The sequence below is a fragment of the Streptomyces katrae genome, assembly GCF_002028425.1.
Lineage (GTDB): Bacteria > Actinomycetota > Actinomycetes > Streptomycetales > Streptomycetaceae > Streptomyces > Streptomyces katrae_A.
In genome coordinates this window covers 5,881,102-5,893,630 of record NZ_CP020042.1, presented here as the reverse complement: position 1 = coordinate 5,893,630, position 12,529 = coordinate 5,881,102, and the positions used below count along the sequence as shown (strand labels likewise).

Sequence of the window (12,529 nt, the reverse complement as noted above, 5' to 3'; positions counted from 1 at the left end):
GGGTCAGCCCTTCCCGTACCCGTTGAACTCGTTCGTGTAGAGATCGGACGGCTTGAGCGCTCCGGCCTTGATCTCGCCGCGCTCGGCGAGCCAGTCCAGCCAGAGCTGGAACTCCTTGTCCTGGATGCGCCCGCCCGGCTCCGCTACCCCGTACGAGCGCCAGTACTTCAGGGTCGCGGTGTCCTCGTTGCGGCCGCGCTTCTTGACGATCGACTCCATGCGGGCGACGACTTCCTCGCGCGGGGTGGTGCGGGACCACTCGATGGCCTTGGCGACCCCGGTGGTGAAGGTGCGGACGGTGTCCGGGTTCTCCTTGATGAAGCGCTTGGTCATCACGTAGGAGCCGGCGCTGAAGGTGCCGAGCAGGTCGAAGTCGCTGAACAGCGGGCGTATGCCGCCGGCGGCGAGGGCCTTGTCGCGCAGGAGGCTGCCCAGCACGCCGACGTCGAGCTGCCCCTGGCGCAGCGCCTGTTCGGTGTTGACGGGCGGCACGACCAGGGATTCGACCTTGGCCGCGTCGGCTTTGGCGACCCCGTTGCGTTCCAGGTAGATGTCGAGGATCGCCTGGGAGTGCGCGCCCAGGGTGTTCATGCCGACCTTCTTGCCGATCAGGTCGCGGGCCGAACGGATGGGGCTGTCCTCCCGGACGTAGTAGCCGCTGAAGGCATCACGGTCCACGCCGTAGTACGACACGACCGCCTGGACCGGGGCCTTGGCGGCGGCCAGTTTGACGATGGCCCCGTTGAAGGCGCCGCCGAAGTGGATCTGGCCGGTGGCGGCGGACTGGATGTCCTGCGGGCCGCTGATGGTGTTGCCGACCCACTCCAGGGTGAGGCCGCCGAGGTGGCCGAGGTCGGCGGCCAGCTCGGGCAGGGTGACCGCGCCGACGTTGCCCTGGTACTTGAGCGTGGTGACCTGGCCGCCCGGCCGGGCGGACCCGCCGCCGGCGGTGGCGGTGCCGCAGCTCACCGCGGCCGCCGAGATGCCGAGCAGGGTGAGGAACTGGCGCCGGGTGCGCGTGGTCGGGGTGAGGGGTGCTGCGGGCATGGCGGGTCCTTGTCGGTACGGGTTACGGGGTGGCGGCGAGGTTCGGCGCCGTGGCGCGCAGGGCGTCAGCGAACTCGTCGACGGCCTGGTAGAGGTCCAGCTCCGCCTCGGGGCGCAGCCGGTCCGGTCCGGCTCCGCGTTCGACGGAGGAGTCCAGGACGAAGCGGCCGGCGGTGACGTGGCGGGCGCCGAGGGCGGCGAGGACCGGGCGCAGGGCGTAGTCGATGGCCAGGACGTGGGCGAGGCTGCCGCCGGTGACGAGGGGCAGGATCGTCTTTCCGGCGAGGCCGTCCTGCGGGAGCAGGTCGAGGAAGGCCTTGAGCAGTCCGGTGTACGAGGCCTTGTAGACCGGGGTCGCGATGACCAGGCCGTCGGCTTCGGCGACGGCCTCCAGGGCACGGCGGATCTCCGGCTCGCCGCGGCGGGCCGACAGCAGGTCGGCGGCGGGGAGCAGGCGTACGTCCAGGTGGGCGGTGTCGAACCCGGCGTGGTCGAGGCGGCGCAGCACGTGCTCGGCGACGACGACGGTACGGGAGTGGGCGGAGGGGCTGCCGGTGAGGGCGAGCAGCTTGGGCACGGGGGCTCCTCGTTGACGGATCAGGCGGAGGCGGAGGCGCCGGATGCGATGCCGAAGGCGGGGTCCGGGACGGTGTCCGGGCTGATCAGCCGGGAGGGCACGCCGTCGGGGCCCACGGGGACCTCGCCGTCGACGGTGACGCGGCGCAGGGTGCGCTCGTGGTCGTCGGAGTCGTCGACGCCGTAGTGCTGGGTGGCCCGGTTGTCCCAGATCGCGACGTCACCGGCCCGCCACTGCCAGCGCACCGTGTTCTCGGGGCTCTCGATGTGGGCCTGGAAGAGGTCGAGGAGCGCGCGCGAGTCCCGGCCGGTCAGCCCGGCGATGCGCTGGACGAAGTTGCCGAGGAGCAGGGTGCGTTCGCCGGTCTCGGGGTGGACGCGGACCACGGGGTGCTCGGTGAGGAAGCTGGTGGAGGTGAACACCTCGCGGTACTGGGCAAGGGCCTCGGGGAGGGCGTCCGGCTTGAGGGCGGCGTAGTCGTACTCGTTGGAGTGAAGGGCGCGCAGTCCGTCGGCGAGGGCGCGGAGCGGGGCGGGGAGGTGGGCGTAGGCGGTGGCGGTGTTGGCCCAGAGGGTGTTGCCGCCGTACGGGGGGATGGTGACGGCGCGGAGGATGGAGAAGGCGGGGTAGGCGGGGACGAAGGTGACGTCGGTGTGCCACTGGTTGGCGCGGGCGCCGTGGTGGGAGTCGATGCCGAGGGCGTAGCGGCCGTCGGCGGAGGGGACGGTGGGGTGCGCGACGGGCGTCCCGAGCAGCCGGGCGAAGGCCTCGTGGCCGGCCTCGTCGAGGTGCTCCTGGCCGCGGAAGAAGACGACCTTGTGGGCGAGGAGGGCGGCGCGGATCTCCGCGACGGTGGCGGGGCCGAGGTCCCCGCCGAGGCGGACGCCGCCGATCTCGGCGCCTATGCGGCCGCCGAGGCGGGTGACGGTGAGGGCGGTGGCGGTGGTCATGGGTTCTCCTGGGACACGACGAGGCTCCGCCGGGCGGCGGGGCGTGAGGATGGCTCCGCCGGTGTGGCGGGGCATACGTGAGCGGGGCTGCACCCTGCGGCGGGCCGTGACGATGGCTGCGCCGGCCTGCGGGCGTGAGGTGGCTCCGCCGGGCGGCGGGGCATGCGTGAAGAGCTCCGCCCGGGGCGACCGAGCCGAGAGGGCTCTGCCGGGACCGGGGCCGTACGTGGAGGGCTCCGCCGGGGGCGGCGGGGTGTGAGGCGGCAGCGCACCGGACCGCCCGACGGGACGGGCCCGCGGCTGACCGGTCCCGGGATCGCCGGGGGCGGTGGCCGCAGGTTGGTCCGACTGACGCAGCGGGGTACGGGACCGCCGGGTCCCGGCCGCCGGTCTGCGGGGTCCGGGCCTACGGTCCCAGGGGGCGCCCGGGCCGGGCGGTGCGCCCGCTCATCCGGCGGGCCGGCCTACCTTCGGGGGTCAGGCCCCGCAGGGGACCGGACAGCGGCCCGGACACCGGCCCGGCGCGGTACAGGGGCCGGGGGTGTGGAGCCGCGGGGCGAGGTGCTGCTCGTTCGCGGTCATGGCTCGGAGCCTGTCAGCGGGGCAGGTCCGGGTCAACCCCTGCCGTTGGGGTCGTCATGGGCTACCGAACCCTCGCTGACCTGGGGCTTCGTCTCCCAGGCGGCCGAAAACCCCTGGCTGGATTTCATAGGGCCGCAACGCCGTAGCCACGCGTCTTTCGTGCGGCGGCCCGGCCACGGGGGCTGGGTCCCCGTTCCCTGGGGCTCCGCCCCAGACCCGCGCCACACCGCAGCCAATTCGCGCGGCGAAAGCCGAAGAACCAGACATCCCCGGCCCGCAAGGTTGGCCGTGACGGTAGCCGCAGATCTGGACGTGCCCGGTCGGGGGCGGGGACGGGGTGGGGTGTCGTCCGGGGCTAAAACGAGATGACTTCGGCGCCCTGTACCGACCGACAGCAGTGATCCGGCTCGGAGCGCCGAACATCGAAGCCCGCCCCGGACGACACCCCACCCCGGCACCGACCCCGGCCACCCCCGACCCCGCCCCCACCCCGCCCGGCCAGGGCAACCGCACCCCAACCCCACCCACCGCCCGGCCAGGGCACGGGCTCATCTGGGAGGGGGAGATCACATCCGTTGGTTCTGGTAACCGCCGAGTAGCCACGCCTAGCATTCGGGCCATGACGGTCCTGCCTGACGACGGGCTCTCCCTGGCCGCCGAGTTTCCTGACGCGACACATGAGCAGTGGCAACGCCTCGTCGAAGGCGTACTGCGCAAGTCGGGCAAGGAAGTATCCGGCGAGGCAGCGGAAGCAGCGCTGTCCACGACGCTCGAGGACGGGCTCACCACCCGCCCGCTGTACACGGCACGCCCCGGCGCGGACGCGAAGGCCCACACCACCGGCTTCCCCGGCTTCGCGCCCTTCGTCCGCGGCGGCACCCCGGACGGCACCAGCGCCTCCGGCTGGGACGTGCGCCAGCGGATCGCGGGCAGTGACCCCGTACGCGTCAACGAGGCGGCGCTGGCCGACCTGGAGAACGGCACCACCTCCCTCTGGCTCACCGTCGGCCGCCACGGGGTCCCGGCGGCCGAACTCGGCCGGGCCCTCGACGGGGTGTACCTCGACCTGGCGCCCGTCGCCCTCGACGCCGGTGCCGAATTCGCCGTCGCCGCACGGGCGTTGCTCGCCCTGTACGCGGAGCGCGGCGTCGCCCCGGAGGCCGCCCGCGCCGCGCTCGGCGTCGACCCCCTGGGCCACGAGGCCCGTACCGGCGAGGCCCTGGACACCGCGCCCGCCGTCGAGCTGGCCCGCGAGGCGGCCGCGTCCTGGCCGGGCGTGCGCGCCCTGACCGTGGACGCGCTGCCGTACCACGAGGCCGGCGGCTCGGCGGCCGAGGAGCTCGGACTGTCGCTCGCCACCGGCGTCGCGTACCTGCGCACCCTCACCGAGGGCGGACTCGGCACCGAAGCCGCCCTCGGGCAGCTGGAGTTCCGCTACGCGGCGACCGCCGACCAGTTCCTGACCATCGCCAAGCTGCGCGCCGCGCGGCGCCTGTGGGCCCGGGTCGCCGAGGCCTGCGGGGCCCCGGAGGCCGGTGCCCAGCGGCAGCACGCCGTCACCTCGCCGGTGATGATGACCCGCCGCGACCCGTGGGTGAACATGCTGCGGACCACCGTCGCCTCGATGGCGGCCGGCGTGGGCGGCGCGGACTCCGTCACCGTGCTCCCGTTCGACAGCGAACTGGGCCTGCCCGACGCCTTCGCCCGGCGCATCGCCCGCAACACCTCCACCATCCTCCTGGAGGAGTCGCACCTGGCACGGGTGATCGACCCGGCGGGCGGCTCCTACTACGTGGAGCAGCTCACCGACGAACTGGCGCACGCCGCCTGGGAGTTCTTCCAGACCGTCGAGCGCGCCGGCGGCCTCGCGGCCGCCCTGCGCTCCGGCCTGGTCGCGGACCGCCTCGCGGCCACCTGGGCCGCCCGCTCCAAGAAGCTGGCGACCCGCCGCGAACCGATCACCGGTGTCAGCGAGTTCCCGCTGCTGTCGGAGAAGCCCGTCGTGCGCGAGGCCGCGCCGACCGCGCCCTCCGGGGGCCTGCCCCGGGTGCGCCGGGACGAGGCGTACGAGGCGCTGCGCGCGCGCAGCGACGCCCACCTGGAGTCGACCGGCAGCCGCCCGAGGGTGTTCCTCGCCGCGCTGGGGCCGGCCGCCGCGCACACCGCGCGGGCCACCTTCGCCTCGAACCTCTTCCAGGCGGGCGGCATCGAGCCCGTCCACGACCCGGTGTCGGTCGACGCGACGACCGCCGCCGCCGCGTACGCGGCGAGCGGCGCGGACGGCGTGGCGGTGCTGTGCTCCGGCGACGCGCTGTACGAGGAGCAGGCCGAGGCGGTGGCGGCGGCCCTGCGCGGGGCCGGCGCCTCGACGGTGTTCCTCGCGGGCAGGCCCGGCACCTCGGCCGGCGCCGTGGACGAGTACGTCTTCGCCGGCTGCGACGCGGTCGCCGTGCTGTCCTCCGTACTCGACCGGATGGGAGTGGCCCAGTGAGCGGCAACAGCGGCATCCCCGATTTCTCCGAGCTCGCCCTGGGCGGGGCGGCTCCGGCCGCCACCGAGGACCAGTGGCGCGCGGCGGTGAAGGAGTCCACCGGGGCCGCCACGGGCGACCTGGTGTGGGAGACCCCCGAGGGCATCGGCGTGCAGCCGCTGTACACGGGCCGGGACCTGGAGGGCCTGGACTTCCTGGGGACGTACCCGGGCATGGCCCCGTACCTGCGCGGCCCGTACCCGACGATGTACGTGAACCAGCCCTGGACGATCCGGCAGTACGCCGGCTTCTCCACGGCGGAGGAGTCCAACGCCTTCTACCGGCGCAACCTCGCGGCCGGCCAGAAGGGCCTGTCGGTGGCCTTCGACCTGCCGACGCACCGCGGCTACGACAGCGACCACCCGCGCGTGACGGGCGACGTCGGCATGGCGGGCGTGGCGATCGACTCCATCTACGACATGCGGCAGCTGTTCGACGGGATCCCGCTCGACAAGATGTCGGTGTCGATGACGATGAACGGCGCGGTGCTGCCGGTCCTCGCCCTGTACATCGTGGCGGCGGAGGAGCAGGGCGTCTCCCCCGACAAGCTCGCCGGGACCATCCAGAACGACATCCTCAAGGAGTTCATGGTCCGCAACACCTACATCTATCCGCCGAAGCCCTCGATGCGGATCATCTCGGACATCTTCTCCTTCACCTCGCAGAAGATGCCGCGGTACAACTCCATCTCGATCTCCGGGTACCACATCCAGGAGGCGGGGGCCACGGCCGACCTGGAGCTGGCGTACACCCTGGCCGACGGCGTGGAGTACCTGCGGGCCGGGCAGGGCGCCGGGCTGGACGTGGACGCGTTCGCGCCGCGCCTGTCGTTCTTCTGGGCGATCGGCATGAACTTCTTCATGGAGGTCGCGAAGCTGCGCGCGGCACGCCTGCTGTGGGCGAAGCTGGTCCGGCAGTTCGACCCGAAGAACGCCAAGTCCCTGTCCCTGCGCACGCATTCGCAGACCTCGGGCTGGTCGCTGACCGCCCAGGACGTCTTCAACAACGTCACGCGTACGTGCATCGAGGCGATGGCCGCGACCCAGGGCCACACCCAGTCGCTGCACACCAACGCCCTGGACGAGGCCCTCGCGCTGCCGACGGACTTCTCGGCCCGCATCGCCCGCAACACCCAGCTGCTGCTCCAGCAGGAGTCGGGGACCTGCCGGTCGATCGACCCGTGGGGCGGCAGCGCGTACGTGGAGAAGCTGACGTACGACCTGGCGCGCCGGGCCTGGCAGCACATCCAGGAGGTCGAGGCGGCCGGCGGCATGGCACAGGCCATCGACGCGGGCATCCCGAAGCTGCGCGTGGAGGAGGCCGCGGCCCGCACCCAGGCGCGGATCGACTCGGGCCGCCAGCCGGTGATCGGCGTCAACAAGTACCGCGTGGAGAACGACGAGCAGATCGACGTGCTCGTGGTCGACAACTCCTCGGTGCGCGCGCAGCAGATCGCGAAGCTGCGGCGGCTGCGTGAGGAACGTGACGAGGCGCGTACGCAGGACGCCCTGCGGGCGCTGACGAACGCGGCCGAACGCGGGGCCGGCCAGGGCCTGGAGGGCAACCTGCTCGCCCTGGCGGTGGACGCGGCGCGGGCGAAGGCCACGGTCGGGGAGATCTCGGACGCCCTGGAGAAGGTGTACGGGCGACACGCGAGCCAGATCCGTACGATTTCCGGTGTGTACCGCACCGAAGCAGGCGAGTCCCCGTCCCTGGAGCGCACCCGTGCGCTCGTCGACCGGTTCGAGGAGGCGGAGGGCCGCCGTCCGCGCATCCTGGTCGCGAAGATGGGCCAGGACGGCCACGACCGCGGCCAGAAGGTGATCGCCACGGCCTTCGCCGACCTGGGCTTCGACGTGGACGTGGGCCCGCTGTTCCAGACCCCGGCGGAGGTGGCCCGCCAGGCCGTCGAGGCGGACGTCCACGTGGTGGGCGTCTCGTCGCTGGCGGCCGGCCACCTGACCCTCGTTCCGGCGCTGCGCGAGCAGCTGGCGGAGGAGGGCCGTGAGGACATCATGATCGTGGTGGGCGGTGTCATCCCGCCGGCCGACGTCCCCACGCTGCTGGAGATGGGCGCGGCGGCGGTGTTCCCGCCCGGCACGGTCATCCCGGACGCGGCCCACGACCTGGTGACGCGGCTCGCCGCGGACCTGGGCCACGAGCTGTAGGCGGACGCGGGATGCCCCCGAAGATCGACATCGACGTGTACGTGAAGGGCGTGCTCGACGGGAAGCGCGCGCAGATCGCGCGCGCCATCACCCTGGTCGAGTCCACCCGGGCCGACCACCGGGCCCTGGCGCAGCGGCTGCTGACGGAGCTCCTCCCCCATGCGGGGAAGGCGCGCCGGATCGGCATCAGTGGGGTGCCGGGGGTGGGCAAGTCCACCTTCATCGACGCGTTCGGCACGATGCTGACGGGCCTCGGGCACCGGGTGGCCGTCCTCGCGGTGGACCCCTCGTCCACGCGTACGGGCGGCTCCATCCTGGGCGACAAGACCCGGATGGAACGCCTGTCGGTGGACCCGTCGGCCTTCGTCCGCCCCTCCCCCTCCGCGGGCACCCTGGGCGGGGTCGCGAAGGCCACGCGCGAGTCGATGATCGTGATGGAGGCGGCGGGCTACGACGTGGTCCTGGTGGAGACGGTCGGCGTGGGCCAGTCGGAGACCACGGTCGCCGGCATGGTCGACTCCTTCCTCCTCCTCTCCCTGGCCCGCACGGGCGACCAGCTCCAGGGCATCAAGAAGGGCGTCCTGGAACTCGCGGACGTCCTGGCGGTGAACAAGGCCGACGGCCCGCACGAACGCGACGCGAAGGCCGCCGCCCGGGAACTGTCGGGCGCCCTGCGCCTGATGCACCCGGCGGACGCGGCGTGGACCCCGCCGGTACTGACGTGCAGCGCACGGGAGTCGGCGGGGCTGGACGAGGTCTGGAACCGCCTGGAACAGCACCGGACGGTCCTGGAGACGGGCGGCCGCCTGGCCGCGAAGCGGGCGGCGCAGCAGGTGGAATGGACCTGGTCGATGGTCCGCGACGCACTCCTGGAACGCCTGCGCGCCGACCCGTCGGTCCGCGAACTCGCCCCCGCCCTGGAGGCGCGCGTCCGAGCGGGCACGCTCACCGCCACGTCGGCGGCGGACCGGATCCTGGCGGCGTTCACCAACTGACCTGCCGCGTACGGCCGCGTGGTCTTGTGCGGCCGTACGCGAACCAGGCACTCGTCAATGCCCTTGGGGTTGATGTCGCGGGCTGATGTGTCGTCAGCTGTACCTAGGGGGCCGATGCCTGCTGGGGTACTCGCACCGTGATCAGGTCGCCGACCGCCGCCACCTCGTTGAGGGCCTTGGCCAGCGACAGCAGGACCTGCCGCACAGATTCGATCTCCGCCCGCAACTCGGGGGACCGCGCCCAGCTCCGCTCGTGCGCGACCGGATCCACGTGCTCGGGGCGTGCCGCCTCGTGCGCCGTCAACAGTGGGTGCCAGCGGCTGAGCAGCGGCCGGATGGAAAGATTCAGGACATTGACAGCGAGCACCCCGAACGTCACCTTCCCGGGTGCCACGCGGGGAGCGACGGCGGGGCCGTAACGCCGCAGGATCTCCCGGGTAGTCGCGAACACCGTGTAGAGAGAGGACAACGCCTCTCTCAGCAGGCCCTCGTCCTCACCCAGTTCCACCACCGAAATGCGGGTAGCCAGCTCGACGTACAGTTCCCAGGCGGCGTCGCGCTCGGAGTCGACGGGCTCCCATACGCCGCTGATCTCACCGACGAACGGGAAGCTGAGCTTGACCGTGATCTCTCGTGGGCCCAAGCCGCCGCCGCGCCGTCCCCGCCCTAATCTCTGTCGCAAACCCATCTCTTGAACCTTCCCGTCCATCGAACTCCGCATGCCACCCTACGAGTTACTTCCTCACGCACCAACGCCACAGTCGCAACGGGGGGTCGGCCTTGGCATCAGCGGGCGCATACAGACGGAACGCGTTCATCTCCTACAGCCACCGGCAGGACGTACCCCTCGCCGCCGCGCTCCAGGGGGGACTGCATCGGCTGGCCCGGCCGTGGACACGCCGTCAGACCATCAACGTCTTCCGCGACACGACGAGCCTCGGCGCCGGCAGCGACCTCGGCGCGGCGATCCTCCAGGAGCTGGGCAGCTCGGAGTACTTCATCTACATCGCCTCGCCTGCGGCTGCGCAGTCGCGATGGGTACGCGAGGAAATAGGCTTCTGGACCGCAAACCGCTCCATGGACCGCTTCCTCATCGCAGTCAGCGACGGCACCATCGCCTGGGACGCGGAGAATAACGACTGGGCCTGGGACCGGACCGACTGCCTGCCCGAAGTGCTGCGAGGTGCCTTCAGGAAGGAGCCGCTCTGGGTGGACCTCACCGCCGTCCGGCAGGCCGGGCTCTACTCGCTGCGCGACGCGCCCTTCCGCGATGCGGTCGCCACCCTCCTCGCACCACTGCGCGGTCAGACCAAGGACCAGGTGGACAGTGAGGACCTGCGCCAGCGCCGCACGGCCGTGCGCATGCTCCGGGCCGCCGTCGCCACCCTGTCCGTGCTGCTGGCCCTCTCCCTCGTCGCGGGGGTCTTGGCCTGGCAGCAGCGCGGCGAGGCCCTGGCCCGGGCGCGTACCTCCGCCTCCCAGGCACTCGCGGCCCGCGCGTTGGAGTCGGCGCAGAGCGACCCGCGCAAAGCGGCCCAGTTCGCCTTGTACGCGTACGCAGTCCAGCCGACGGGCGAATCCGCCCAGGCTCTGGGCCGGGCGGTGGCCGCGAACGACAAGGTGGAGAAGCACTTCCAGCAGGGCAACGAGCATCAGGACGACTGGCACGGCAAAAGCAATTACGCGCCTACCGAAGTGGCCATCAGCCGGGACGGCAGCACCCTGGCCTATTACTCCGATTTCGACATGGACCTCACCTCCCTGGAGAGTCCGCGGCACATCCACCTCTATGACATCCGGGCCGGGAAAGCCATGCCGACCATCGAGGGCGTCTCGTGGCCGTTGGCCGGCGGCGCACTCGCACTCAGCACGGACGGGCGCCTCCTGGCCGTCGAACGCGTGCCCAACGAGTTCGAGCTCTGGGACGTACCCGGGCACAAACGGCTCCGCTCGTTGACCGCCGGCGACTACAGGGACTTGGCAGAGGCCTACAAGGGGCTGCGTTCCTTCGCCCTCGCCCCGGACGGACAGCGGGTCGCAGCCGCCTACTACGTCCGTCCCGCCGGCCAGGAGGGGGGCGAGTACTCCTTTCGCCTCACCGTCTGGGAGACCGCGACCGGCAGCATCGTCAGTGACGAGAACGCGGCCCCCGATGCCATCGACCTCACCTTCGACAAGGACAGCCGGCTCCATGCTCTGGACGAGAAGGCCGGTACAGTGCGGACCCTGACGCGGGACACGGCCGCCTGGACCGCCCCGCGCAACATCCCGAACCTCCCCGGTACGGCCGAGCGGAGCGTGAGGCTTTCCAGCGACGGGACCAAGGTCTATACGAGCTCGGGCGGCGACGCTGCGGGCGATGAGGTCTGGGACCTGGAAAACGGCCGGCGTCTGGCCGCCGCCGACGACCAGGGCTCGGTCCGGGCAGTCTCGGACGCGAACGGACCCGTCATCGCGATCCGTGGCAGGAGGAGCGTGGTCACCTACGACCCGGCCCTGCGGAACCCGCGTGTCCTCGGCACGTTCAGCTTCAACGTGTTCAGCGTCTCGGCATCCGGCGACGGACGCTGGGTCGCCGCCGCCTCCCTCGACGGAGCCGTTTCGCTCTTCTCCACCAGCAGTGTCCGGGGCAGCACCGCCGTATCGAACGACCAGCAGGTCAAGCCCTCCGACCTCACAGAGGACAAACGCGTCGCTTTGCGTAGCAGCGCTGCCGGCACGGACCTGTGGTCCGTGAGGGGCACCGGTGTCCGACGGCTTGGACACATCGCCCTCGAGCTGACGCCCACGGGGATGGTCACCAGCTCCAGCCAGGCAGTCGTCAGCAGCGACGGCAGCCGGGCGGTGATCACTCAGGAATCGCGTCTGTCCTTGTGGAACCTGCGGGAGGGAACGGAAGTGGGCTCCGGCAAGGACTTTCACGAACCGGTCAAGGCGCTCGGCTTCCTGCCCGACGGTGTCCACCTCGTCGCGACCATGCGCAACGTCCTCCACGTCCTTGACACCCGCTCGTGGGAGTCAAGCCAGTCGATGAAAGTGGAATCGCTCTACGATGACCAGGCAGTAGTGAGCGCGGACGGCAAAACGGTCGCCGCGCTCACCGCCGGCGGAGTCTCCATCTGGCGGTATACCGACGAGCACCGCCTGGCCATCGTGCGCACGAGCAGAGTCGACAAGACTCTTGTCACGCACCTTGCCATCAGTAGCAGGGGCGAGAGGGTCGCCACCGTCAACGGCGACGGGCGGCTGAGCTTCGTGGACGTTGCCACCGGGCACACCGCCACCAGTACGGGCGTCAGCCCCACGGTAGGCACCGGAAACCTGGTGTTCAGCGATGACGCGGGCTTCGTCGTCCAGGCCGTCGGCAGGGGCGCGGACGCCACTCTCCAGTTCTGGGACGCCTACAACGGCGAGGGCCGTGGCAGTTGGCCCTTGGAGGACTCCGGCAGCACCAACCCCTCCCAAGCCGACTCCTCCGCACGGCTGTTCACGGGGGCAGACGGAGCGGTCCTCGCATTCACCCCGGGCGGCAGCCTCGTCCGCCAACCGCTCGGCGTCGCGTCCTGGCGCCAGGTCCTCTGCGACCTGGTCCCCGAACCGCTGCCCCAGGACGAACAAGACCGCTACCTCAAGGGCATGGACATCCCCACGCCCTGCAGCCGCACCCCCAAGGAATGAGT

At 71.8% G+C, this 12,529-nt stretch carries 8 protein-coding genes; 4 read left to right on the top strand and 4 right to left on the bottom strand.

Features of this window, described 5'->3' with window-relative positions; all coding sequences use genetic code 11:
- Nucleotides 1–3: 3 nt before the first annotated feature.
- The 3 genes from B4U46_RS26810 to B4U46_RS26800 are packed head-to-tail and all read right to left on the bottom strand — an operon-like array spanning nt 4 to nt 2,574.
- Complete coding sequence (locus tag B4U46_RS26810; protein ID WP_079430217.1) at nt 4–1,047, bottom strand: ABC transporter substrate-binding protein; 1,044 nt, start codon at nt 1,045–1,047, stop codon at nt 4–6.
- 22 nt (nt 1,048–1,069) lie between these two features.
- Nucleotides 1,070–1,624 (bottom strand): NADPH-dependent FMN reductase, encoded by a 555-nt coding sequence (ssuE, locus tag B4U46_RS26805; RefSeq protein ID WP_079430216.1) that lies wholly within the window; start codon nt 1,622–1,624, stop codon nt 1,070–1,072.
- 20 nt (nt 1,625–1,644) lie between these two features.
- The gene (locus B4U46_RS26800) at nt 1,645–2,574 is read right to left on the bottom strand and encodes a TauD/TfdA dioxygenase family protein (protein WP_079430215.1); all 930 of its coding nucleotides are present in this window, start codon (nt 2,572–2,574) and stop codon (nt 1,645–1,647) included.
- Nucleotides 2,575–3,775: 1,201 nt separating this feature from the next.
- On the opposite strand from B4U46_RS26800, the gene B4U46_RS26795 reads away from it, so the two are divergent.
- Genes B4U46_RS26795 through meaB form a run of 3 tightly spaced genes read left to right on the top strand, consistent with a single transcriptional unit; the run spans nt 3,776 to nt 8,849 of the window.
- Nucleotides 3,776–5,647 carry a methylmalonyl-CoA mutase family protein gene (locus B4U46_RS26795; protein WP_079430214.1) on the top strand — a complete coding sequence of 624 codons (1,872 nt, stop codon included), beginning with the start codon at nt 3,776–3,778 and terminating at the stop codon, nt 5,645–5,647.
- Nucleotides 5,644–7,854 carry a methylmalonyl-CoA mutase gene (scpA, locus tag B4U46_RS26790; RefSeq protein ID WP_079430213.1) on the top strand — a complete coding sequence of 737 codons (2,211 nt, stop codon included), beginning with the start codon at nt 5,644–5,646 and terminating at the stop codon, nt 7,852–7,854. Before B4U46_RS26795 ends, scpA begins: the two co-directional genes overlap by 4 nt.
- An 11-nt stretch (nt 7,855–7,865) precedes the next feature.
- Nucleotides 7,866–8,849, top strand: coding sequence for a methylmalonyl Co-A mutase-associated GTPase MeaB (meaB, locus tag B4U46_RS26785; RefSeq protein WP_079430212.1), 984 nt, complete (start codon nt 7,866–7,868; stop codon nt 8,847–8,849).
- 103 nt (nt 8,850–8,952) lie between these two features.
- On the opposite strand, the gene B4U46_RS26780 is transcribed toward meaB, so the two are convergent.
- Nucleotides 8,953–9,537: a hypothetical protein gene (locus B4U46_RS26780; RefSeq protein WP_237293132.1), complete on the bottom strand. Its 585-nt coding sequence runs from the start codon at nt 9,535–9,537 to the stop codon at nt 8,953–8,955.
- A gap of 92 nt (nt 9,538–9,629) precedes the next feature.
- Here B4U46_RS26780 and B4U46_RS26775 point away from each other — a divergent pair, with 92 nt between their 5' ends.
- Entirely contained in the window at nt 9,630–12,527 is a 2,898-nt protein-coding gene (locus tag B4U46_RS26775) for a toll/interleukin-1 receptor domain-containing protein (RefSeq protein ID WP_159402125.1), read from the top strand.
- Nucleotides 12,528–12,529: the final 2 nt, after the last annotated feature.